This window comes from Rhodococcus sp. 05-2254-2, assembly GCF_002259095.1.
GTDB lineage: Bacteria > Actinomycetota > Actinomycetes > Mycobacteriales > Mycobacteriaceae > Rhodococcoides.
Window position 1 is genome coordinate 325312 of the sequence record NZ_NOZJ01000019.1, and the last position, 22562, is coordinate 347873.

The 22562-nt window shown below is 65.4% G+C and carries 22 protein-coding genes and 2 tRNA genes; 10 read left to right on the top strand and 14 right to left on the bottom strand.

Annotated elements, in window-relative coordinates; genetic code table 11:
* Positions 1-4 precede the first annotated feature (4 nt).
* Positions 5-1684 carry a DAK2 domain-containing protein gene (locus tag CH283_RS21225; protein ID WP_094642230.1) on the bottom strand — a complete coding sequence of 560 codons (1680 nt, stop codon included), beginning with the start codon at positions 1682-1684 and terminating at the stop codon, positions 5-7.
* Between the two features lie 276 nt (positions 1685-1960).
* Here CH283_RS21225 and rpmB point away from each other — a divergent pair, with 276 nt between their 5' ends.
* Together rpmB and CH283_RS21235 are read left to right on the top strand one after the other, a co-directional pair.
* Complete coding sequence (gene rpmB / locus CH283_RS21230; RefSeq protein ID WP_008717389.1) at positions 1961-2152, top strand: 50S ribosomal protein L28; 192 nt, start codon at positions 1961-1963, stop codon at positions 2150-2152.
* Between the two features lie 218 nt (positions 2153-2370).
* The gene (locus CH283_RS21235) at positions 2371-3165 is read left to right on the top strand and encodes an enoyl-CoA hydratase/isomerase family protein (protein ID WP_082898647.1); all 795 of its coding nucleotides are present in this window, start codon (positions 2371-2373) and stop codon (positions 3163-3165) included.
* A 5-nt stretch (positions 3166-3170) separates the two neighbouring features.
* Here the strand turns inward: CH283_RS21235 and CH283_RS21240 are convergent, their stop codons facing one another.
* The 3 genes from CH283_RS21240 to CH283_RS21250 are packed head-to-tail and all read right to left on the bottom strand — an operon-like array spanning position 3171 to position 5429.
* Complete coding sequence (locus CH283_RS21240) at positions 3171-3863, bottom strand: uracil-DNA glycosylase (protein WP_094642232.1); 693 nt, start codon at positions 3861-3863, stop codon at positions 3171-3173.
* Entirely contained in the window at positions 3860-4384 is a 525-nt protein-coding gene (locus tag CH283_RS21245) for a gamma carbonic anhydrase family protein (protein ID WP_094642234.1), read from the bottom strand. Before CH283_RS21245 ends, CH283_RS21240 begins: the two co-directional genes overlap by 4 nt.
* Before the next feature lie 37 nt (positions 4385-4421).
* The gene (locus tag CH283_RS21250; protein WP_094642236.1) at positions 4422-5429 is read right to left on the bottom strand and encodes a thiamine-phosphate kinase; all 1008 of its coding nucleotides are present in this window, start codon (positions 5427-5429) and stop codon (positions 4422-4424) included.
* Between the two features lie 173 nt (positions 5430-5602).
* Here CH283_RS21250 and CH283_RS21255 point away from each other — a divergent pair, with 173 nt between their 5' ends.
* Positions 5603-5851, top strand: a complete 249-nt coding sequence (locus tag CH283_RS21255) for an Lrp/AsnC ligand binding domain-containing protein (protein ID WP_037189711.1) — start codon at positions 5603-5605, stop codon at positions 5849-5851.
* Between the two features lie 3 nt (positions 5852-5854).
* Positions 5855-6460, top strand: coding sequence for a DUF3515 domain-containing protein (locus CH283_RS21260; RefSeq protein ID WP_094642238.1), 606 nt, complete (start codon positions 5855-5857; stop codon positions 6458-6460).
* An 18-nt stretch (positions 6461-6478) separates the two neighbouring features.
* Here CH283_RS21260 and CH283_RS21265 read toward each other — a convergent pair whose 3' ends face one another.
* Positions 6479-7585 carry a D-alanine--D-alanine ligase family protein gene (locus tag CH283_RS21265; protein WP_094642240.1) on the bottom strand — a complete coding sequence of 369 codons (1107 nt, stop codon included), beginning with the start codon at positions 7583-7585 and terminating at the stop codon, positions 6479-6481.
* 73 nt (positions 7586-7658) lie between these two features.
* On the bottom strand, positions 7659-8657 hold the full coding sequence (locus CH283_RS21270; RefSeq protein WP_094642242.1) for an NAD(P)H-dependent glycerol-3-phosphate dehydrogenase: 999 nt from the start codon (positions 8655-8657) through the stop codon (positions 7659-7661).
* A gap of 102 nt (positions 8658-8759) precedes the next feature.
* Here CH283_RS21270 and CH283_RS21275 point away from each other — a divergent pair, with 102 nt between their 5' ends.
* The 3 genes from CH283_RS21275 to CH283_RS21285 all read left to right on the top strand — a co-directional run bounded on the left by CH283_RS21275 (position 8760) and on the right by CH283_RS21285 (position 12785).
* Complete coding sequence (locus CH283_RS21275; protein WP_373454818.1) at positions 8760-9536, top strand: 2-phospho-L-lactate guanylyltransferase; 777 nt, start codon at positions 8760-8762, stop codon at positions 9534-9536.
* Between the two features lie 193 nt (positions 9537-9729).
* Entirely contained in the window at positions 9730-11850 is a 2121-nt protein-coding gene (locus tag CH283_RS21280; RefSeq protein WP_255183299.1) for an RNA degradosome polyphosphate kinase, read from the top strand.
* Entirely contained in the window at positions 11850-12785 is a 936-nt protein-coding gene (locus tag CH283_RS21285; protein ID WP_094642246.1) for an NUDIX hydrolase, read from the top strand. Before CH283_RS21280 ends, CH283_RS21285 begins: the two co-directional genes overlap by 1 nt.
* 130 nt (positions 12786-12915) lie before the next feature.
* Here CH283_RS21285 and CH283_RS21290 read toward each other — a convergent pair whose 3' ends face one another.
* The 3 genes from CH283_RS21290 to leuC form a co-directional block, all read right to left on the bottom strand.
* Positions 12916-13611, bottom strand: a complete 696-nt coding sequence (locus CH283_RS21290; RefSeq protein WP_094642247.1) for an HU family DNA-binding protein — start codon at positions 13609-13611, stop codon at positions 12916-12918.
* Positions 13612-13760: 149 nt separating this feature from the next.
* Complete coding sequence (gene leuD / locus CH283_RS21295) at positions 13761-14378, bottom strand: 3-isopropylmalate dehydratase small subunit (RefSeq protein WP_094642248.1); 618 nt, start codon at positions 14376-14378, stop codon at positions 13761-13763.
* Positions 14379-14423: 45 nt separating this feature from the next.
* Complete coding sequence (gene leuC, locus CH283_RS21300; protein ID WP_094642441.1) at positions 14424-15848, bottom strand: 3-isopropylmalate dehydratase large subunit; 1425 nt, start codon at positions 15846-15848, stop codon at positions 14424-14426.
* A 150-nt stretch (positions 15849-15998) separates the two neighbouring features.
* On the opposite strand from leuC, the gene CH283_RS21305 reads away from it, so the two are divergent.
* Positions 15999-16727, top strand: coding sequence for an IclR family transcriptional regulator (locus CH283_RS21305; protein ID WP_094642249.1), 729 nt, complete (start codon positions 15999-16001; stop codon positions 16725-16727).
* Positions 16728-16842: 115 nt separating this feature from the next.
* Positions 16843-17010: a DUF5302 domain-containing protein gene (locus CH283_RS28415; RefSeq protein WP_176460484.1), complete on the top strand. Its 168-nt coding sequence runs from the start codon at positions 16843-16845 to the stop codon at positions 17008-17010.
* A 62-nt stretch (positions 17011-17072) separates the two neighbouring features.
* On the opposite strand, the gene CH283_RS21310 is transcribed toward CH283_RS28415, so the two are convergent.
* Positions 17073-17145, bottom strand: a tRNA-Glu gene (locus tag CH283_RS21310).
* Positions 17146-17236: 91 nt separating this feature from the next.
* A tRNA-Gln gene (locus CH283_RS21315) sits at positions 17237-17308 on the bottom strand.
* A gap of 245 nt (positions 17309-17553) precedes the next feature.
* On the opposite strand from CH283_RS21315, the gene CH283_RS21320 reads away from it, so the two are divergent.
* Complete coding sequence (locus CH283_RS21320) at positions 17554-19218, top strand: bifunctional 3'-5' exonuclease/DNA polymerase (protein WP_094642250.1); 1665 nt, start codon at positions 17554-17556, stop codon at positions 19216-19218.
* On the opposite strand, the gene CH283_RS21325 is transcribed toward CH283_RS21320, so the two are convergent.
* Genes CH283_RS21325 through CH283_RS21335 form a run of 3 tightly spaced genes read right to left on the bottom strand, consistent with a single transcriptional unit; the run spans position 19176 to position 22483 of the window.
* Complete coding sequence (locus tag CH283_RS21325; protein ID WP_176460485.1) at positions 19176-20180, bottom strand: YihY/virulence factor BrkB family protein; 1005 nt, start codon at positions 20178-20180, stop codon at positions 19176-19178. The genes CH283_RS21320 and CH283_RS21325 overlap by 43 nt on opposite strands.
* Positions 20181-20226: 46 nt before the next feature.
* Positions 20227-21702 (bottom strand): glutamate--tRNA ligase, encoded by a 1476-nt coding sequence (gltX, locus tag CH283_RS21330; protein ID WP_094642251.1) that lies wholly within the window; start codon positions 21700-21702, stop codon positions 20227-20229.
* Positions 21703-21709: 7 nt separating this feature from the next.
* The gene (locus tag CH283_RS21335) at positions 21710-22483 is read right to left on the bottom strand and encodes a fumarylacetoacetate hydrolase family protein (protein ID WP_094642252.1); all 774 of its coding nucleotides are present in this window, start codon (positions 22481-22483) and stop codon (positions 21710-21712) included.
* Between the last annotated feature and the right edge of the window lie 79 nt (positions 22484-22562).

Sequence of the window (22562 nt, forward strand, 5' to 3'; positions counted from 1 at the left end):
TTCCCTATTCCACTCCGAATTGCACGAGATCCCCCGGCTGCCCACCTGTATAGACCACCACGTCGACTCCGGGGTGTGCGCCCGCCACGTATTCGGCCAACTGATCGCCGAAATCCTCCGACGCCTCGGCACCGACGAGCACTGTCACCATCTCCCCGCCCGTCGCCAGGAGCTGATCGATCAACCGACACCCCGCATCGAGCGGACGAGCGGCGACGATCACCACTTCCTGCCCCGCGAGCCCGATGCAGTCGCCCGGCTCACACGTGCCGACCCACGTCAGCGATCGCTCCCGCGCGATACGCAGAGATCCCCATCTCGTGCCCGCCGCCGCCTCGGACATCGTGAATGCATCGTCGACCGCAGCCCTGGCTGCATCGTGCACCGCGAGCGCGGCCAAACCCTGCACCATGGCCGAGCACGGCAACATCACCACGTCTTTGCCGTCCGCTCGGGCAGCTGCGCCGACGGCAACCAGTTCCTGCGCGGACAAAGCGCCGTTCGGCAACACCAACACCTCGCGGTGCTTCATCCCGACGATCGCACGATGCAGCACCGAGGAGTCGATCGCCTCGTCGCACCGCACCACCGTCGCGCCTTCCTGAACGTAGAGATCCGCGGCACCCTCACCGGCCACCAGCGCCAAAATATCGCGACCCACCGACAACGCTGCTTCGTCGTGCGCTCGGGGGCTCACCGCCCCGTCGAACTCGGCGAATCCGAAACACGAGATGCGCACTCCGTGAACATCTCCGGCTGCGATGCCGAGATCCACGGCACTGCCGGGATCGGTGGTGTGCACATGTGCGGACCATGCCCCGGAACCGTCACCGGCGACCACGACGGAATCTCCGATGTCGGCCAGATCCCGTCGAAGTTCCGCCGCCCTCGCGTCGTTCGGGCCGTGCACGACGTAGACCACCTCGTACCCGAGAGGGCGACTCGACCCGTACCCCGACACACTCTCGGGTGCACCGCCGCACTCCGACGACACGTTCGACGCACCGGTCACCGCCCGGCGTTCGTGCTCGTGTGGGCGACGGTAACGCCGGCGCGGCGGGGTGCGGCCGATCACCACCTCCACGAGGGCATCGATGATCACCGAGAGACCGAGAGCGCCTGCGTCCACCACTCCCGCCTCGCGGAGTTCGGCGAGTTGATCGGTCGTGCTGTCGACAGCCCGAGCGGTGGCCTCGGCTATGTCGACCACCAGCGTCGAGAGGCCGACGTTGGCGTCGTGGGCGGAGGCCTCCCGATCGGCGGCGTCCAGAACCGTGAGCATCGTGCCCTCGACGGGAACGCTCACTGCGGCTGCGACCAGGACTTTCGCGCGTCGCAGCATCGCCTGGATCGACACCGTGTCGAGCGGGCCGTCCGCTGAGGCCTCGGCAACAGCGCGCAACAACTGCGACACGATCACTCCCGAGTTGCCCCGCGCGCCCGCGACCGCCCCCACGGCCAGTGCCCGTCCGATGGCGCGGGCGTCCGCAGTGGGCCCGGCTGCGCGCATCGACTCCACCGCGGCACGGAAGGTGAACATGAGATTGGTGCCGGTGTCCGAGTCGGGTATGGGGAACACGTTGAGTGCATCGATCTCGTCGCACCGCGCGGTCAGAGAATCGACACAGCGGTAGGCCCACCGTCGTAGGGCCGCCGCATCGATCGATTCGAGAACGTCGACCACGTCGAGCAGCCTCCCCCCGCGTCACATCCGCTACCTGGTCCGAACTCCCTCGCGGACAGTTCCCGAAGCTTAGTCGGGCATGATCGGTGGCGCGCCGTCCGTGAGCCCTCACGCAGCGTCTGCCGTGGCGGTTTGGTGATTGCGGGCCGCGCCGCTATTCTTGCAGGGTTGCCTCGAGGCGATCTTCACGCATTGCAATCCTTGCATCTGCTCGTAGTTCGTTTCGATGTCTTCGACCACATGTATCGATCAACATCTATCAAGGAGTTCGCGACTATGGCTGCCGTCTGCGACGTATGCGCCAAGGGGCCCGGCTTCGGTAAGTCGGTCTCGCACTCGCACCGACGGACCAACCGTCGTTGGAACCCGAATATCCAGACCGTTCACGCTCAGGTTGCGCCTGGTAACTCCAAGCGCATGAACGTGTGCACCTCCTGCTTGAAGGCAGGCAAGGTGGTCCGGGGCTGATTTCGGCCTCGCTCTTCGATTTCCTCCACGGCCTCGACTGCGTGCGAGCACTGTGCCCCGCCCCCGATTTTCGGAGGCGGGGCACAGTCGTTCGTGCTTCCGGCCCGTTCCGTTCCGTTCTGTTACACAGCCGGTAAGTGCCGGAAGCGGGATCGCGGATCCGTACCGAGGCACCGCGGCCCCACGGCGGAATCACGACGTCGGTTAGAGTCCGGAACGTGACTTATTCGGACGCCGACATTTCCAGCAAGGTCCGCATCGAGGACGGTGTACTGCGCATCGTCGTCGCCACCGACGCCGGCGGTGCGTCGCTCGACCTGGAGGGTATCGCCGACGGCACCGCGGCTCTGAGCTCCGTCAACGACGGCAGCACCGCGATCGGAAGCGTCCTGCTCATCGGTCGAGGGCCGAATTTCTGCGCAGGTGGCAATGTTCGCGATTTCGCCGGTGCGGCCGATCGGGGCGCCTTCGTCGGTTCTGTCGCCGACACGTTCCACGCCTTCGTTCGTGAATTGGCCGCCGTCAGCGTCCCGGTCGTGGCCGGTGTGCACGGTTGGGCTGCCGGTGCAGGAATGAGCCTGGTCTGCCTCACCGACATCGCCATCGGCGGGCCGTCGACCAAGCTTCGCCCCGCGTATCCCTCGATCGGTTTCACTCCGGACGGTGGCATGTCGTGGACACTCCCCCGAATCGTCGGTTCGGGCCGCGCTATGGACATCCTTCTCAACGACTCGATCATCAACGGCGAGGAGGCAGTTCGTCTCGGGATTCTCAGCCGCCTGGTGGGCGACGACATCGTCGACAGCGAGGCCGAGCGCCTGGCGCGAACCCTTGCCGTCGGGCCGACATCGGCGTATCAGGGAATCAAGACTCTGCTGCGGGCCGCCGAATCGGTCACGCTGACACAGCAGTTGGACGCCGAAGCCGCCTCGATTTCCGCAGCCGCGTCGTCACCTGCCGGACGTGAAGGCGTCGACGCGTTCGTCGAGAAGCGTCGGCCCGACTTCTCCTGATTCGATCACGGCAGCGTCCAGTCGATCGGTTCGTCTCCCCCCTCGACCAACAATTCGTTGACACGGCTGAAAGGCTTGGATCCGAAGAATCCGCGTGACGCGGACAGCGGAGACGGGTGCGCGGATTCGATGTAGGGCACCGATCCGAGCATCGGCTTCAGGCTCGCCGCGTCACGTCCCCACAGAACGGCGACCAGTCCGGGCGCGTCGGGATTCTCGGCCCGGGCGACGAGTGCACGAATTGCTTGCTCGGTCACCGCTTCCCACCCCTTCTTCCGGTGCGACGCAGCCTGACCCGGCTCTACGGTGAGCACCCTGTTGAGCAGCATCACCCCGCGGTCCGCCCAGGGTGTCAGATCACCGTTGCTGGGCGTGGGCAACCCCAGATCGTCCGAGTACTCCTTGAAGATGTTGCTCAGACTGCGCGGTACGGGTCGCACATCCGGGGCAACGGAAAAGCTCAGCCCCACTGCGTGTCCCGGCGTCGGATACGGATCCTGACCGACGATGAGGACGCGAACTCCATCGAAGGGGTGGCGGAAAGCGCGCAGTACGTTCTCGCCGGCGGGGAGGTAATGACGGCCTGCGGCGAGTTCTGCCCGTAGGAAGTCGCCCATGGCAGCAACATTCGACTCGACCGGTGCAAGGGCGGCCGCCCACCCCGATTCGACGCTCTCGGCGAGCGGACGCGGCGTCACCGATCGATCCGGCGCAGCGCGTCGCGGTAGTACGCGGCGTTGGCCGAGTACATCTGCACGTTGATGTCGACATGCCCTTCGGGAACCTCGTACCCCTCGCGAATTTTCGCCGGAACCCCCAGCGCCATGGAGCGTTCGGGAACGACGAACTTGAACGGCACCACTGCGCCTGCCCCCACGATCGAGCCGGCACCGATCTTCGAGCCGTTCAGTACCACCGAGCCCGAGGCGATGAGGCAGTTGTTCCCGATGGTCGCACCCTCGACGTGCGCGTTGTGGCCCAGTACGCACCCGGAACCGATGACCGTTGCGTCGATCGGGGTGCAGTGCACCACGGTCCCGTCCTGCACGTTGGTGCCCTCGCCGATCGAAATGGTGCCGTAATCGGCCCGCAGAACGGCAGTGGGCCACACCGACGATCCGGCCGCCAGAGTCACCGCTCCGATGACGACGGCGTCGGGATGGACGTAGGCGTCTGGGTGGATGTCGGGTTCGCGATCACCGAGTGCGTAGATAGCCATCTCTGCAACTTAGCCGACCCGATGAACCCGACCGCGTTCACTCGCCCTCGAAACTCGACCATCCCGATCTACCCGAATGGGGGCGTCCGCCGACCGTCACTCGCGGGCCCTGTCCGTCACCGCCGTGCTGGACACGTCCGATCACCGTCCATCCCCGGGGAACGCCTGCGGTATCGGGGAAGGTGCCGACGAGAGCGTGATCCTCGCCTCCGGTGAGCACCCAGTCCAGCGGATCGTGACCCATCAGTGTTGCGGCCGAACGTACTTCGACCGGTATGTCCAGCAGGTCGGGATCGACGTCCAGCAGAACGCCCGACGCGTCGGCGATGTGGCCGAGATCGGCCAACAAGCCGTCGGAAACGTCGGTGAGAGAGGTCGCTCCCGCCTCTGCCGCGTCGATCCCGGCGCGATACGGAGGGACGGGCACTCGGTGCGCGTCCACCACGGCGTCGTGGCCGGTTCTGTCCCTGTCGCCGAGCAGGAGGGCGAGTCCGGCCGCCGACCAGCCGAGCCGTCCCGCGTACGCGATCACGTCACCGGCACGCGCCCCCGACCGAAGAACCGGTGCCCGGCCCTGGAGGTCGCCGAGCGCGGTGATCGAGATCACCAGCTCCGGCGACTGCACCACATCGCCGCCGACGATGGCCGATCCAGCAGCGACCGCCTCGAGCCACATGCCCTCGTTGAGGCCGTCGGTCACGCTCACCGGCGTGTCGGCCGGGCACCCGAGCGAGACGAGAAAACCCGAGCACTGCGCGCCCATTGCGGCGATGTCCGCGCCGTTCTGCGCGATCGACTTGCGGCCGATCTGTATCGGACTCGACCAGTCGAGCCGAAAGTGCCTGCCGTGCACCAACATATCGGTCGACGCCGCGATCCGACCGTCGGACGCGGCGACGACGGCTGCGTCGTCACCCGGCCCGACGATGGTCGACGGTGGCTGCACACGGTCTGCCACGGCGCGGGCGATCACGTCGAATTCACCGACCTGCGCGACGGTGCGCTCGCTGCCGGTGGACGAGTCGGTGACGGTGTCGTCGATGATGTTCCTCCCTGAGAACGCGGTGCGTGCGCGACGGTCTCACGCGGAGCGCGCGCCGAGCCTGCGGTACCTTTTAGCGGCGGTCGGGACAGTACCGATGCAGCAGGTTACGTGCGAAGAGAACGTAGTCGAACCAACCTACAGTCGAGAAGTCCGGCAGGGGAAAGGGACCACCGATGGTGCAAGCATTCGTTCTCGTTCAGACCGAGGTGGGCCGTGCGACGGCCGTCGCACAGCAGATCGAGGCCGTCGACGGTGTCGTGTCGGCGGAGGCAGTGGTCGGGCCCTACGACGTGATCGCGCGCGCCGACGGTGCCTCCGACGCCGAGATCGCCGAGATCGTCTCCCGCATCCAGAAGGTCGATGCCATCACTCGTACCCTCACCTGCCCCGTGGCCCCGCAGTCGACGACGTCCGTCGGATAGCTCGTGAATTCACCCGACACCGGCAACGACGCCGGCACCGAAGACAGCCCGGCCGAGACCGAGAGCACTCGCGAGCAGCGCCATCCCGCAGTCATCGCCACCGCGATCGCGTTGCCGGTCGCGCTGGTCGTCGGAGTTCTGGTTGCCGCCATCGCGGTCAACCGCTCACCCGTTCGCGATCCGGTCGCGCTGGGCCCGGTCGACTCCCCCGATGCCGCGAGCGCGCAGTGCACGTCCCTGCTCGACGCCTTGCCCGAGAACCTCGGCGACTACACCAGGGCCGAGTTGGCCGACCCGGCCCCGGTCGGAGTCCGCGCGTGGGCCTCGGACGTGGAGAACGCCGAGCCGGTCGTGTTGCGGTGCGGCCTGCCCCGGCCCATCGGGTTCGATGTGGCCGCACCTCTGCAGGTGATCAACGGCGTTCAGTGGTTCGAGGTGTCCGGGGAAGACGACGGGATCGATGCCAGCACATGGTTCGTCGTCGATCGCGGCGTGTACGTTGCCCTGACGATTCCGGGCGACTCGGGCCCCACCCCGTTGCAGGACGCGTCCTCGGCCGTGTCGGATGCGCTGCCCCAACAACCTCTCGACCCGGCTCCGTTGCAGTAGCGCTGGGCCGCAACGGCTCTAGCGCAAACCGGTGCCGCGGGCGAGGGCGGTGTCGATCAGAGTCGCGATGAGCGTCGGGTAGTCGACGCCCGATTCCGCCCACATCTTGGGGTACATCGAGATCGAGGTGAACCCGGGCATCGTGTTGATCTCGTTGATGACCGGACCGTTCTCGGTGACGAAGAAATCCACCCGCGCCAGGCCTTGGCAGTCCAACGCTCGGAAGGCCGCGACGGCGAGTTCACGTATGCGGTCGCTCGTGGCGTCGTCGAGTGCCGCCGGGATGTCGAACTCACTGACATCGTCGAGGTACTTGGTGTCGAAGTCGTAGAAAGCATGATCGTCGATGTCCGCGTCGGGAATTCGGATCTCGGCGACGGCGCTCGCGCGCACGGTGCCGTCGGGAAATTCCAGCACCCCGCACTCGACCTCGCGGCCGTGGATCATGCCCTCGACGATCACCTTGGGGTCGTGTTCGCGTGCGACGGCGATCGCGGTGGGTAGTTGGTCCCACGCGGTGATGCGCGAGATTCCGATGGACGATCCACCTCGGGCCGGTTTGACGAATGCGGGCAGGCCGATTCGCTCACGCTCGGCAGCCGTCAGGTCGTCGACCGCGCGTCGGAGTACGACCTGGCGACCGATCGGCAGTCCTTCGGCTCCGAGCAGCTTCTTGGTGAATTCCTTGTCCATGCCCGCAGCGCTGGCCAGCACGCCCGGCCCGACGTACGGAACGCCGGCCAGTTCGAGCAGACCCTGCAGGGTGCCGTCCTCGCCGTACGGTCCGTGCAGAACGGGGAACACGACGTCGACGGATGCGAGCACCGTCCCGCCTTCCCCCTCGCCGAGGGCGAGAAGAGCACCGGCGTGGCCGGGGTCCGTACTGAGCGCAAGCGCGGCTCCCGTCTTGTCGACGGTCGGCAGCACCCGGTCGTGAATCGCCAACGCATCGATGTCGGAGGAGCCGAGTACCCAGGCACCGTCCGCGGTGATCCCCACCGGAACCACCTCGTACTTGGCCGGATCGAGGTTCTGCAGCACGCTACCTGCCGATACACAGGACACGGCATGCTCGCTGCTGCGGCCACCGAAGACGACGGCAACTTTGATGCGGGGAGTACTCACGATGAGAAACCGTACCGCCGCGGCTCATCGAACGCGGATTCGCCCTGTTCGTCGCGAGACCGCCATCACTGCCTCACTCGGGCTTGATACGACGTCCCAGCAGGTGCCCGACCGCGTCCGGAACGGACATGCCACCGTGACACACCCGATGCACCGCGTCGGTCAGTGGCATCTCGACGTCGTAACTCTCGGCGAGGGCTCGCACCGAGGTGCAGGACTTGACGCCCTCGGCCACCTGCCCGTGCGCTGCCTCCTGCGCACTCTCGAGGGAGCCGCCCGAACCCAGTCGCTCTCCGAACGTGCGATTGCGCGAGAGAGGCGACGAGCAGGTGGCGACCAGGTCGCCCACACCGGCCAGGCCCGAGAGCGTCGACGGCTTGGCACCGAGCGCCACTCCGAGGCGGATGATCTCGGCCAGACCCCTGGTCATGATCGACGCGAGGGTGTTCTCGCCGTATCCGACGCCTGCGGCCATCCCGCAGGCGAGGGCGATGACGTTCTTGCAGGCACCACCGATCTCGGCGCCGATGACGTCACTGTTGGTGTAAGGCCTGAAATATCCGGTGGCGCAGGACTTCTGAATCTCGAGGGCTCGCTGGGAGTCGGAGCAGGCGATGACGGTGGCTGCGGGCTGCCCCTCGGCGATCGGGCGCGCAAGATTCGGCCCGGACAGGCACGCCACCCGGCTGGGATCGGCACCGGTGACCTGAGAGATCACCTGACTCATCCGCATGAGCGTTCCGGTCTCGATTCCCTTCGCCAGGGAGAGCAGCGTTGCCTGCGGCGGGATCGAGTCGGTCCACGCCCCCAGATTGGCCCGCAGACTCTGCGACGGCACGGCGAGAACCACGATGTCGGCTCCGTCGAGGGCACGCACCGGATCACTCGTCGCACGGATGGACGACGGTAGCTCGATTCCCGGAAGGTAGTCCTTGTTCTCGTGGTCGTCGGTGATGGATGCAGCGAGTTCCTCGCGGCGGGCCCACATGGTGACGTCCGTTCCGGCATCGGCCAACACCTTGGCGAATGCGGTCCCCCACGAACCCGACCCCAATACCGCTGCTCTGCTCATTCCGCCAACCCCTCGCCTACTTCGCCGATGCCCTGTCCACGCGCGCATCACCCTAACTCGCAGACCTGCTCGGGCGGTCGGAGTCGGCACAGATCGGTGACGCTGGCAGGATCGAGCACCATGGGTGCATCACGAGACGACGACGGCGACCGTGTCGTCAGGGTTCTCATCGCGGTGAAAGATCTCACCGCGGCGAAGTCGCGCTTGGCGACGGAGTTCTCGGCACCCGATCGGACTCGATTGGTGCTCGCGATGCTCAGCGACACCGTCGCGGCCGCCGACGCCGTCTCGGTGGTCGATTCGGTCACGGTGGTCACCCCGGATCCTCTCGTCGCAGAGACGGCCCGAAGAATCGGCGCACTGGTGTTCGACGAACCGGTCCGCGATCCTGCGCTGCAACCGGACCAACGCCTCAACCACGCGTTCGCGGCCGCAGCGCACGTACTACGTCACGGTGACGTCGGTGTGGATGTCGGTGTGGATGTCGGTGGGGGCGAGACCGTCGCCGCGCGCCGCGTCGACATCATCGCGTTGCAAGCAGACCTGCCTGCGATGCGTTCGGCAGAACTCGCGCAGGCCTACGCCGGGGCCCGCCGGGGAGGCAGATCGCTCGTGGTCGACCATCACGGCACGGGGACCGCCGCCCTGATCCTCAAGGACTCCCCCGACGAGTTGGCACCACTGTTCGGACGGGACTCCGCCCGTCGCCACACCGTCTCGGGCGCACGGGAACTCGACGGCACCTGGCCGGGTCTTCGACTGGACGTGGACACCGCCGACGACGTCCGCAGAGCGCACCGTCTGGGAGTCGGACCGGCGACGGCGGCCGTCCTCCACTCGCTCGGGTGGAGTGACGAAGCATCGGCGACGACTGCCTGATGGCGCGGACCGCCGTGGGAGTCGAGTGAACGGAGACTCGAGTTCTGCCATCGGAGTTTCACCGACGCCCGGTATGGGGGATGATCGTGCGGTGAGCAAAGACGACGCGCAGTCAGCGAACCAGGATCCTCCGATCGAGACCGGAAAGGCCACCGGTTCGGACCCGGCATGGAGCGCTCCGATCGCGGCGACGATGCCGAGTATTCCCTCCGCGCTTCCGGCCGCCACACCGGAATCCGTCGACGCTGCCACCGTGCTCCCCGAAAATCGCTATCTCAACCGGGAATTGAGCTGGCTCGATTTCAACTCCCGCGTTCTCGCGCTCGCGGAGGACTCGTCGCTCCCCTTGCTCGAACGGGCGAAGTTCCTCGCGATCTACGCGTCGAATCTCGACGAGTTCTACATGGTTCGGGTTGCGGGTCTCAAGCGCCGTGACGAAACCGGACTGTCGGTCCGCTCCGCCGACGGCATGACCCCACGCGAGCAGCTCGCGGTGATCGGTCAACGCACCCAGGAGCTCGCGCTCAAACATGCGCGAGTGCTGCTGGATTCGATCCTGCCCGAGCTCACCGCCGAGGGCATCGCGATCATCCGGTGGTCCGACCTGGACAGTGACGAGCGCTCCCGGCTGTCGGAGTACTTCACCGAGCAGGTCTTCCCGGTTCTCACACCGCTGGCCGTCGACCCGGCCCACCCCTTCCCCTACATCAGCGGGCTGAGCCTGAATCTCGCTGTGACAGTGAAGGATTACTCCACCACAGGTGAGCACTTCGCCCGCGTGAAGGTGCCCGACAACGTCGATCGCTTCGTGCGGGTCAAGCGCGGCGAGGGCAACCACCGCATCGACGCCTTCCTGTCGATGGAGGAGTTGATCTCGGCTCATCTGGACGTGCTCTTCCCCGGGATGGAGGTCGTCGAGTCTCACGCGTTCCGTATCACGCGCAACGCCGATTTCGAGGTCGAGGAAGACCGCGACGAGGACCTCCTCCAGGCACTGGAGCGAGAGCTCGCCCGTAGGCGTTTCGGCTCTCCGGTCCGCCTCGAGATCGCCGACGACATGACCGAGCACATGCTGGAATTGTTGCTTCGCGAACTCGATGTCGATCCAGGCGACGTCATTCAGGTGCCCGGACTGCTCGACCTGTCGTGCCTGTGGCAGGTCTACAGCGTCGACCGCCCCAACCTCAAGGACGCCCCCTTCGTTCCGGCCACTCACCCGGCATTCGGTGAGCGCGAGACACCCAAGAGCGTCTTCTCCACCCTGCGCGACGGCGACGTCCTGGTCCATCATCCGTACGATTCCTTCTCCACCAGCGTTCAACGCTTCATCGAGCAGGCCGCGGCCGACCCGCAGGTGCTCGCCATCAAGCAGACGCTCTATCGGACCTCCGGAGATTCCCCGATCGTCAACGCGCTCGTCGATGCCGCAGGCGCGGGCAAGCAGGTGGTTGCGCTGGTCGAGATCAAGGCGCGTTTCGACGAACAGGCGAACATCGAGTGGGCCCGCAAGCTCGAAAAGGCGGGCGTGCACGTGGTGTACGGCCTCGTCGGCCTCAAGACGCACTGCAAGACGTGCCTCGTGGTGCGTAGAGAGGGATCCGTCATTCGCCGGTACTGCCACATTGGTACCGGCAACTACAACCCCAAGACAGCGCGCATCTACGAGGACGTGGGCCTGCTGACGTCCTCGCCCGAAATCGGGGCCGACCTCACCGATCTGTTCAACTCGCTGACCGGATACTCGCGAAAGTCCAAGTACCGCAACCTTCTCGTCGCACCGTACGGAGTTCGGCGCGGCATCGTCGAGCGCATCGAGGCGGAGGTCGAGCACCTCAAGGAGGGCCGCAGCGCCGGAATTCGCCTCAAGGCCAACGCCTTGGTGGACGAGCAGGTCATCGACGCGCTCTACCGAGCATCGATGGCAGGAGTGCCGGTGAAGGTGGTGGTGCGCGGAATCTGTGCTCTCAAGCCAGGAGTTCCCGGTCTGTCGGAGAACATCGAAGTGCGTTCCATCCTCGGCCGATTCCTCGAACACTCGCGTGTTCTGCACTTCCAGGGTGCGGACGAGTTCTGGATCGGCAGCGCAGACATGATGCACCGCAACCTCGATCGCCGAGTCGAGGTGATGGCTCAGGTCAAGGATCCTCGGTTGGCGAACCAGCTGAGCGACATCTTCGATTCTGCCCTCGACCCCACCACTCGATGCTGGGAGCTGGGACCGGACGGCGGCTGGGTCGCGTCACCGGCTCGGGGTGAGAAAGTTCGTGAGCATCAGGTGGACCTGATGCGCAGTCGGAGGAATCAGGGCTCCTGATGGGCACTTCCGACGGCTCCCCCCGCGCCAACATCTTCGCGGCGGGCTCGATCCTGTGGCGACATTCACCGAGCGGCGGCTCGGGCGTCGAGGTCGCCTTGGTGCACAGGCCGAAATACGACGACTGGTCGTTCCCCAAGGGAAAGCTCGATCCCGGTGAAACAGCTGTCGACGCAGCAGTCCGAGAGGTCAAGGAGGAGACCGGATTCGACTCGAGACTGGGACGGTCTCTGTCCTACGTCACGTACCCGATTCCGGGGCACCGTCGGGTCAAGAAAGTTCTGTACTGGGCAGCGGAGGTCACCGGGGGCGAGTTCGTCCCCAATGTCGAGGTGGACGAACTGCGCTGGGTAGCGCCCGAGGACGTCGGCCGCGAACTCTCGTATCCCATGGACCACAAGATCCTTCGCCGGTTCGTGGCCAAGCCTGCCGACACCTCCACAGTGCTGTTGGTTCGGCACGGCAGTGCCGGGTCGCGCTCACGGTTCAAGGGCAACGACGTCGACCGTCCACTCGACAGGATCGGGCGCCGACAGGCCGAATCCTTGGTGTCGTTGCTTCGGGCTTTCGGCGGCGATGCCGTGTACGCAGCCGACCGTGCTCGATGTGTGCAGACCGTTGCTCCGTTCGCGGAATCGTTGGGGGTGGACATCACTCCCGAGCATCTCTTGTCCGAGGAAGGGTATGCCGACGACCCGCGCAAGGGCCGCCATCGCGCTCGCGACATCGCCGAACTTCCCGGCACCCCCGTTGTCTGCAGCCAGGGAAAAGTGATCCCGGACTTGATGCGTTGGTGGGCCGAGAAGGACGGAATCACGTTGCCGGCCAACAGAAATCGCAAGGGCAGCGTGTGGGTGCTCTCACGCCGCGACGGCAGGCTCATCTCGGCCGATCACATCGCCAGTCCGTTGCCCACCCTCGCCGCCGACGGCTGAGCGGCGCAAACGACAAACAGAAGGCCCCCGACTCGATCTTCGAGTCGGGGGCCTTCTACCGTTCACAGCCTGTCTCACTCACGCTGCCGCGTCAGCGGCAGCGTGAGTGACGAGTGAAAACCTGCAGGCTCTACTTCTTCGCTGCGCGCTTCGCGGGTGCCTTCTTGGCCGGAGCCTTCTTGGCCGGGGCCTTCTTGGCGACGGTCTTCTTGGCCGCTGTCTTGGCCGGAGCCTTCTTGGCAGGAGCCGTAGTGGTTGCGGCCTTGCGAGCGGTCGTCTTGGCCGGAGCCTTCTTGGCAGCAGCCGTCGTGGTCTTGCGCGCGGTGGTCTTCGCGGGAGCTGCCTTCTTGGCGGCCGTCTTTGCGGGAGCTGCCTTCTTGGCGGCGGTCTTTGCCGGAGTTGCCTTCTTGGCTGCCGCGGTGGTGGCCTTGCGGGCGGTCGTCTTCACCGCTGCCTTCTTGGCGGCCGTCTTCTTCGCTGCCGCAGTCTTCTTGGCCGGAGCTGCAGCCGAACCGCGCTTGACGGCAGGTCCGGTTGCGGGCAACTTCTGTCCGCCCGCGATGACGGCCTTGAACTGTGCACCCGGACGGAATGCCGGCACGTTGGTCGGCTTCACGCGAACGGTCTCACCGGTGCGGGGGTTACGGGCGACACGCGCTGCGCGACGACGCTGCTCGAACACGCCGAAGCCCGTGATCGTGACACTCTCGCCGCGGTGCACTGCGCGCACGATGGTGTCGACGATGTTCTCGACAGCCTCTGTGGCGCTCCGCCTATCAGACCCCAACTTCTCGGTCAGGGCGTCAATCAGCTCTGCCTTGTTCATGGATTTCCTCCGCTATATGGTGGTCCATCGTCGGACCGACTACTACAACGGTAAACCCCAAGTCGTCAAGAGTCTATGCGCCACGCCAATTTTCATTCCGGTGTCGCGGAATGGTTCACGGCCCCAAAGCGTGTCGGACCGGTGCCAGGTCAGCTTTCGGAGGGTGTCTCGATCCGCGCCGGGAGGGTCAGGGGTTTGTATGAAGGCCTTGACTTTTCGTACTCCGTAATGGCCTCTACCTGGCGTAACGTCAATCCGATGTCGTCGAGACCCTCCAGCAGACGCCACCGCGTGTAGTCGTCAATCGCGAAGCGCACCACCAACGTTCCAGCCGTTACGGTCTTGTCGACGAGGTCGACAATTACTTCCAGACCGGGCTGTTCTTCTAAGGCTTTCCACAGCAATTCGACGTCCGACTGATCGACTTCGGCGGCCAACAGCCCGGCTTTTCCCGAGTTTCCGCGAAAGATATCGGCGAAGCGAGAGGCGATCACAACCCGAAATCCGAAGTCCGAGAGTGCCCAGACGGCATGTTCGCGTGATGATCCCGTACCGAAATCGGGCCCGGCAACGAGCACCGAACCTCGGTTGTAGGGCTCGAGATTCAAGATGAAGTTCGGGTCCGAGCGCCAGGCCGCGAACAACCCGTCCTCGAATCCGGTGCGCGTGACACGCTTGAGGTAGACCGCGGGGATTATCTGGTCGGTGTCGACGTTGGACCGCCGTAGCGGAACTCCGATACCGGTGTGTCGAGTGAAAGCTTCCATCGAATGTGCTCCTATGCGTTCGATCGATCCGAGCGAGGACGCGCGTTACGCGAGATCCGCCGGAGAGGACAGGGTTCCGCGGATTGCGGTAGCGGCGGCAACCAGAGGCGACACGAGATGAGTGCGACCGCCCTTGCCCTGCCTACCCTCGAAATTCCGGTTGGACGTCGACGCCGATCGCTCGCCCGCCGCCAGCTGATCCGGATTCATTCCCAGGCACATCGAGCAACCGGCCTGACGCCACTCCGCTCCTGCGGCCGTGAAGATCTCACCCAGGCCTTCCTCCTCCGCCTGCGCTCGCACCCGCATGGACCCGGGTACCACCAGCATTCGCACTCCGTCGGCAACCCGATGTCCTTCGAGAACGGATGCGACGGCCCGCAGATCCTCGATTCGACCGTTGGTGCACGAGCCCACGAACACGGTGTCGACAGCGATCTCGCGGATGGGTGTACCCGCTTCGAGGCCCATGTACTGCAAAGCCTTCTGCGCTGCCGCTCGCTCGCTCTCGTCGACCATCGCCTCCGGATCGGGCACCGTATCGCCCAGTGGCGCACCCTGACCCGGATTCGTTCCCCAGGTGACGAACGGCGTCAACGTGTCGGCATCGATGTGGACCTCGTTGTCGAACACTGCATCCGGATCGGTCGCCAGTTCGTCCCACGCCGCCACCGCCGCGTCCCAGTCGGCTCCGCGAGGAGCGTGCGGGCGCCCCTTCAGGTACTCGTACGTGATCTCGTCGGGTGCGATCATGCCTGCCCGTGCACCGGCCTCGATCGACATGTTGCAGATGGTCATTCGCGCTTCCATCGACAGCTTGCGAATGGCCTCACCGCGGTACTCGAGGACGTAGCCCTGGCCACCGCCGGTGCCGATCTGTGCGATGACGGCAAGTATCAGGTCCTTGCTCGTCACACCGGGGGCGAGCTCACCGTCGACGTTGATCGCCATCGTCTTGAAAGGACGCAGCGACAGTGTCTGCGTCGCCATGACGTGCTCGACCTCGCTGGTACCGATGCCCATTGCGATCGAGCCGAAGGCACCGTGCGTCGAGGTGTGGCTGTCTCCGCACACCACGGTCATGCCGGGCTGGGTCAGACCCAACTGCGGCCCGATGATGTGCACGATGCCCTGATCGAGATCGCCCATCGGGTAGAGCCGAACACCGAATTCCTCGCAGTTGCGGCGAAGAGTGTCGACCTGTGTGCGCGAGACCAGATCTGCGATGGGCGCGAAGATGTCGGCCGTCGGGACGTTGTGATCCTCGGTTGCGATCGTCAGATCCGGACGTCGGAGTCCGCGGCCGGCCAGCCGAAGGCCGTCGAACGCCTGCGGGCTGGTGACCTCGTGCACCAGATGGAGATCGATGTAGATCAGATCCGGCTCACGCGCTCCGCCTTCTCCGCCGCCTCGGACCACCACGTGCTGGTCCCATACCTTCTCCGCCAAAGTCTTCGGTGTTTCGGACATCGCTGTCGCGGACCTCGTCTTCCCTGTCGTCGTCGCGCCGATGAACTCCGCTGGTCCACCTCGCGTGATCGTCTCGACATCATGCCCCCGGCACGCACTGAAGATCTCGTAGTTGTGCAATCTCAGCATTCGGGAGGCTAATATCGTTCTATGAGACAGCATAGCCCCAATGGCCTCGTCGACAAATCGAGCGGTATCGGTGTCCTCGACAAGGCGATGACGGTGCTGCACGCGGTGGCGGAGACGCCCTGCAATCTCAACGACCTGTGCGCTCGAACGAGCCTGCCCCGGGCAACGGCCCACCGCCTCGCGGTAGGACTGGAGACCCACCGCCTTCTCGTACGGGATGCCGACGGCCTGTGGCGGACCGGCCCGGGACTGGGAGAGCTTGCGGCGAGCGCATCGGACACCCTGCTCGACGCTGCCGCCTCGATCCTCCCACGCCTGCGCGAAATCACCGGTGAGAGTGTGCAGATCTATCGGCGCGAAGGGACGGTGCGGGTGTGCGTGGCATCCATGGAGCCGCCGACCGGACTTCGAGACACCGTACTCGTCGGCGCACGTCTGCCGATGACGGCTGGATCGGGAGCCAAAGTCCTTCTCGCATGGGCAGATTCGCAGACACAACGAACAGTTCTGCCGGATGCAGAATTCAGCGAGCGCGTCCTGCTCGAAGTTCGGCGGCGCGGATGGGCACAGAGTGCGGGCGAGCGAGAACCGGGCGTGGCGAGCGTCGCCGCGCCCGTGCGAGACGGCAACGACACTGTGGTGGCGGCGATCTCGGTATCCGGACCGATCGATCGAATCGGACGCAAGCCCGGAGCGCGGTGGGCCGCGGATCTTCTTGCCGCCGCGGACGCTCTGCACAAGCGACTCTGAGGTAAACCGCAGCCCCGCCGGCCCGAGAAAAAACGAGCTGATCGAGCTGCGAGAGTGGGGTACCTTCGTCTCGAGCGGCCTACCCGGTCGGTCGACGACTGCGAGGAGTCACCCCATGCCCGAATCCGGCAGTGAAGAACTGAAGAAGAAGTTCCGCGAGGTTCTGGAACAGAAGAACAGCAAGTCCCACAATTCCGTAGAACACAAGGACGGTGGACCGAAGGTCAACAACGTCCACGGTCCGGCCGACCATCAGAAGATGTTCCGCCGCAAGAGCGTCTGAGACGCACGCACCGAAACGACAACACCCTCTCGATCCGCGGATCGAGAGGGTGTTGTCAGTTGTAGCCCCGACGGGATTCGAACCCGCGCTACCGCCTTGAGAGGGCGGCGTCCTAGGCCGCTAGACGACGGGGCCAGGAACTTCACCTGCATTGTGTTCGAGCTTGTACGTACTGAGTCAGCTTAACTGCCTCGGCCTCGGCGACAAAATCGCCTTCACCTGCTCGCTGGGGTACCAGGACTCGAACCTAGAATGGCGGTACCAGAAACCGCTGTGTTGCCAATTACACCATACCCCAATGGACTTGAATCGAATTGCTCATCACGATCGATGTGCACTGCGTTTCGAGCCGGGATAGAGACTATCAAAGGTGACTACCCATTCTCCAAATCGGCTGCTCAGAGCCGCCGAAACCACGCCGTGGACGCGTCGGGAGCGGCCGAGGCACCGTCGAGTGGGGTCCGGAAGAGCCCCCTCCACACCTCGGCCGACGAGTGGAGCAGACTTGCTCTTCGTGACCGATCGCAGACCCGGCCGAGTCCGATGAAGGTTCTGCTCGTCCCTCAGGGCGAGCAGGCCGTGCTGACTCACCTCGCCGACGACGGCTCGACGCTGAGCGATCCCACCGTGGCCGAGGATATCGTCGCGGCCGTAGCCGAGCTCGAGCGCGACGAACGGCCGAGGTGGGTGTTGGAAGACGCGAGCCGTATCTACCCTCGGCTGCTCGAACGAGGAGTCCGCGTACGCCGCTGTCACGACCTCGCACTGGTCGGTGCCATTCTGGCGATGCGGGCCGGCTCGGCGACTGTGCCGTCGGCTCCCGCCGACCTGAGGCCGGGTCTGTTCGACGCGAACCCGAACTCCGATCCGGCGGCGGTGCTTGCCGAGTATCGGCGTCAGCTCCGGGACATCGGCGACGATCGCGCACTGCACCTGCTGGCAGCAGCCGAGTCGGCCGGAGGGCTGGCCGCAGCGGAGATGACCTTCGACGGGTTGCCGTTCTCGGCGGCGGCGCATCGCCGTCATCTCGAGACGATGCTCGGTACCCGGCCGCTCGATGGATCCCCTCCCCCGGCCCTCGTAGAACTCGAGAATCAAATCTCCTCGGCGTTCGGCCGACGCGTCAATCCTGCCTCGCCCGTGGAGTTGGTGGCCGCGTTCGCGCGCGTCGGTATCGAACTGACATCGACTCGCGCGCATACCATCCGCGACATCGACCACCCGGCGGTTCCGCTACTGCTGCGGCACCGTGACCTCTCGAAGCTGCATGCCGCGAACGGGTGGGCGTGGCTCGACGCGTGGGTTCGCGACGATCGTTTCCGGCCGGTCTATGTTCCCGGCGCTGTGGTGTCGGGTCGGTGGGCCAGCCGCGGCGGGGGCGGCCTTCAGATCCCGAAACCCCTGCGCGCCAGTGTGATCGCCGATCCCGGCCACACCTTCGTGGCCGCCGACGCCGGCCAGCTCGAACCACGCATCCTCGCGGCGATGTCCGGCGATCCCCGTATGGTCGCCGCGGCAGGCACCGCGGATCTGTACGCACCGGTGGCCGCAGAATCGTTCGACGGCGATCGCAGCCACGCCAAGGTCGCCGTTCTCGGGGTGCTGTACGGCGCGACCTCGGGTGACGCGCGCGCTCTGCTGACGCGACTACGGGCCAAGTTCCCCGGTGCCGTTGCACTGGTGGAGGAGGCCGCCCGAGCCGGTGAACGGGGCGAGGTCGTTCGTTCCTGGCTGGGACGGGCCTGCCCACCGCCCTCGGCGCAGTGGTGGTCCGCCGGTGACGCCCATGCGCGTGGCCGGTTCACTCGAAATTTCGTCGTGCAGGCCACCGCCGCCGAGTGGGCGCTGTGTCTGTTGGCCGATCTGCGCGGACGGTTGGCCGGGAGCGGAGCCCGCAGGAGCGACCGGAATTCCGACGAAGGGAGCGGAGCCCGCAGGAGCGACCGGAATTCCGACGAAGGGAGCGGAGCCCGCAGGAACGACCAGAATTCCGGGAGCGGAAGCGAGTTGGTGTTCTTTCAGCACGACGAAGTGGTGGTGCATTGCTCGATCGCCGAGTCGGGTCGTGTCGCCGAAGCTGTTGCAGAATCGGCGTTGTCGGCCACCCGGCTGATGTTCGGTGACACGGCCGTCCGGTTTCCGATGGAAACCAGAGTCGACCGCTTCTACGGTGCCTCCGCTGCCGGTTCCGAGCTGGATTCGGACTGAGCTCGCGGCGGGTCGACGAACGTCACGTCGATGTCCTCGAACGGCTTGCTGCGTTGCGCTTCTGCCTGCCCGGTGTACGTGAGCTTGTCGCCCTGGGTCAGTTCGACGTCGTCGGTGAACGGGGCCAGCAGCGCGCGCGGGAAGAGCCGATCGACGCGAACCACGTTGATCTCGATGCACATCACGATGGACACCGACGTCACGTACAGAAACGCCAGCAGTCCCAGAACGACAGCGAACACACCGTTGGTGACGGTCGCGTTGCTGACGACGTACTTCACGTACACACTGCCGAAGGTCTGCAGCAGCTGCCAGATCAGACCGGCAACGACGGCCCCGGGAAGAACCTGTGGGATCAACACCGACCTCGCGGTGGCGAGCCTGAACGCCACGACGAACACACCGACGTAGAAGAACGTGCCGACCACGAACACCACGAGGCCCGATTCCGGACCGAAATATCCTGCGGCACTGAGCACATTGAGTGCGGTGATGGCCAGGACGGCCAGACCGACCGTGCTCAGCAGACCCAAGCCGCGCACGCGGGCGCGGATGGGATCGGGCCGTAGGTTCTTCGGCACCGTCCACGCCGTGTTCATCGCGTTCTGGAGCGCCACGGCTACCCCGAGCCCGCCGTACAGGGAACCCAGGACACCCACCACCAGACCCACGGTGCCTCCACCGATGCGGTCGGGCCTGCCCAGTTCGTCCCCGATCACCGGGATCTGACCGAGTGCCGAGTTCAGGATCTGTTGCTGCAGTTCCGGGCTACCGGCCAATACGATTCCCAGAACCGTCGAGAACAGCAACAGTGCGGGAAACAGCGAGACGAAGGCGTAGTAGGTGATCAGGGCAGCGAGGTAGCCACCCTGATCGTCGACGAACTTGTACACCACCGCAATGGGGTATCCGAGAACCGGCCGCCTGCGCTGGAGTCGATCCAGTCGATCGGAAAAACTCATTCGAGGCTCTCCCCGAGGACCGGGGTGCGCCGGCGGCCGTGCGCCCTCACGCCACCTGGGCGCGTGCCGCAGCCAGGCGCGCCAAGGTCTTCTCGCGTCCGAGCAATTCCATGGACTCGTACAGCGGTGGGCTGATGTGCGACCCGGTCACTCCCACCCGGATCGGGGCGAAAGCCTTGCGCGGCTTGAGCTCCAGCTTCTCGATCAACACGTCCTTGAGAGTCGCCTCCAGGTCGGCCGTGGTCCAGGTCTGCAACGCCGTCAGTGCCTCGACAGTGGCGTCGAGAACGGGTGCGGCATCGGCACCGAGGTTCTTGGCCGCGGCTGCGGGGTCGATCTCGAAGTCCGCCTCGTCGACGAACAGGAACTTCAACAGTCCCCATGCGTCCGACAGGACGACGATGCGGGTCTGCACCAGATCGGCCGCGACAGCGAAGACCTTCTCGTCGACCGGCTCGGTGAGATGGCCCTGAGCGACGAGGTATTCGCGCAAACGCGCCGCGAAATCCTCCGCTGCCAGCATCCTGATGTGCTCGGCGTTGATCGCGTCGGCTTTCTTATTATCGAAGCGCGCCGGATTGGAATTGACGGACGAGATCTCGAACGCCGCCACCATCTCGTCGAGCGTGAACACGTCGTGATCGTCCGAGATACCCCATCCGAGAAGCGCGAGGTAGTTCAGCAATCCCTCCGGCACGAAACCACGATCACGGTGGATGAAGAGGTTGGACTCGGGGTCACGCTTGGACAGCTTCTTGTTGCCCTGGCCCATGACGAACGGCAGGTGCCCGAATTCGGGGGTGCGTTCTGCGACACCGATCCGGATCAATGCCTCGTAGAGAGCGAGCTGACGAGGCGTCGACGACAGCAGATCCTCGCCGCGCAGGACGTGGGTGATCTTCATCAATGCGTCGTCGACCGGATTGACCAACGTGTACAACGGAACTCCGTTACCGCGGGTCAAGGCGAAGTCCGGCACCGTCCCCGCCTTGAACGTGGTCTCCCCGCGCACGAGGTCGTTCCACGTCAGATCGTGATCGGGCATCCGCAGTCGCACGACGGCTCCGCGCCCCTCGTCGAGAAATCCCTGTCGCTGCTCCGGCGTCAGGTCGCGGTCGAAGTTGTCGTAGCCGAGTTTGGGGTCGCGTCCGGCTGCCTTGTGACGGGCCTCCACTTCCTCCGGCGTGGAGAAGGACTCGTAGGCCTCCCCGGCGTCGAGCAACTGCTGCACGACGGCGAGGTGCTGGTCGCGACGCAGCGACTGACGGTACGGCTCGTACGGGCCACCCACTTCGGGACCCTCGTCCCATTCGAGGCCCAGCCAGCGCAACGCGTCGAGCAGGGCGGCGTAGGACTCCTCGGAGTCGCGTGCGGCGTCGGTGTCCTCGATGCGAAAGACGAAGGTGCCGCCGTGATGCCTGGCGAACGCCCAGTTGAACAGTGCGGTGCGGACCAGGCCGACGTGCGGGGTACCGGTGGGCGACGGGCAGAACCGAACGCGGACATCTGTTGGTGTGGTCATGTTCGCCCTACTTCTTCGCTGCGACGGGGTTGGTGAGGGTACCGATTCCCTCGACGGTGATCGACACGCTGTCTCCGTCGGTGATGGGTCCGACTCCCTCGGGGGTTCCGGTGAGGATGACGTCTCCGGGGAGCAACGTCATCACCGCGGACACCCACTCGATGATCTTCGGAATGTCATGCAGCAGAAGCGAAGTGCGGCTCCGTTGTTTGACCACGCCGTCGACCTCGGTCTTGATCTCGAGATCGGTCGGGTCGAGGGAGGTCTCGATCCACGGCCCGAGTGGACAGAAGGTGTCGTGTCCCTTGGCGCGCGTCCACTGTCCGTCGTGCTTCTGGTGATCGCGGGCCGAGACGTCGTTGGCGACGGTGTATCCCAGCACCACCTCGTACGCCTTGGCGGCGGGGACGTCCTTGCACGGACGGCCGATGACGATCGCCAGTTCCCCCTCGAAGTGCACTTCGTTCGAGGACGGCGGCAACACGATGGACGCACCGGGGCCGACGATGGAGGTGTTCGGCTTGATGAAGATCACGGGGTCCTTCGGTGCTTCACCGCCCATCTCGGCCACGTGCGCGGCGTAGTTCTTACCGATGGCGATGACCTTGCTGGCGAGGATGGGCGCGAGCAGTCGCACATCGGCCAGTGGCCACGACCGACCCGTGAACGTGGGTGTGCCGAAAGGATGTTCGGCGATTTCCTTCGCAGTCTGCGAGTCACCCTCACCTTCGATACTCACGAATGCCACACCATCAGGACTTGCAATTCGACCGAGACGCATGTCGGAAGTCTATCGACAAGCGTGGTGTGCACTCCGCCACCGTCCGTTCAGCGCGGTTCGGTCAGGTGTAGGGTCGAAC

Coding starts and splice junctions, on each gene's coding strand:
- rpmB (WP_008717389.1), top strand. CDS start 1,961: ATGGCTGCCGTCTGCGACGTATGCGCCAAGGGGCCCGGCTTCGGTAAG.
- CH283_RS21245 (WP_094642234.1), bottom strand. CDS start 4,384: ATGGCTATCTACGCACTCGGTGATCGCGAACCCGACATCCACCCAGAC.
- CH283_RS21255 (WP_037189711.1), top strand. CDS start 5,603: ATGGTGCAAGCATTCGTTCTCGTTCAGACCGAGGTGGGCCGTGCGACG.
- CH283_RS21270 (WP_094642242.1), bottom strand. CDS start 8,657: ATGAGCAGAGCAGCGGTATTGGGGTCGGGTTCGTGGGGGACCGCATTC.
- CH283_RS21280 (WP_255183299.1), top strand. CDS start 9,730: ATGCCGAGTATTCCCTCCGCGCTTCCGGCCGCCACACCGGAATCCGTC.
- CH283_RS21285 (WP_094642246.1), top strand. CDS start 11,850: ATGGGCACTTCCGACGGCTCCCCCCGCGCCAACATCTTCGCGGCGGGC.
- CH283_RS21290 (WP_094642247.1), bottom strand. CDS start 13,611: ATGAACAAGGCAGAGCTGATTGACGCCCTGACCGAGAAGTTGGGGTCT.
- leuD (WP_094642248.1), bottom strand. CDS start 14,378: ATGGAAGCTTTCACTCGACACACCGGTATCGGAGTTCCGCTACGGCGG.
- leuC (WP_094642441.1), bottom strand. CDS start 15,848: ATGTCCGAAACACCGAAGACTTTGGCGGAGAAGGTATGGGACCAGCAC.
- CH283_RS21305 (WP_094642249.1), top strand. CDS start 15,999: ATGAGACAGCATAGCCCCAATGGCCTCGTCGACAAATCGAGCGGTATC.
- CH283_RS28415 (WP_176460484.1), top strand. CDS start 16,843: ATGCCCGAATCCGGCAGTGAAGAACTGAAGAAGAAGTTCCGCGAGGTT.
- CH283_RS21320 (WP_094642250.1), top strand. CDS start 17,554: ATGAAGGTTCTGCTCGTCCCTCAGGGCGAGCAGGCCGTGCTGACTCAC.
- CH283_RS21325 (WP_176460485.1), bottom strand. CDS start 20,180: ATGAGTTTTTCCGATCGACTGGATCGACTCCAGCGCAGGCGGCCGGTT.
- gltX (WP_094642251.1), bottom strand. CDS start 21,702: ATGACCACACCAACAGATGTCCGCGTTCGGTTCTGCCCGTCGCCCACC.
- CH283_RS21335 (WP_094642252.1), bottom strand. CDS start 22,483: ATGCGTCTCGGTCGAATTGCAAGTCCTGATGGTGTGGCATTCGTGAGT.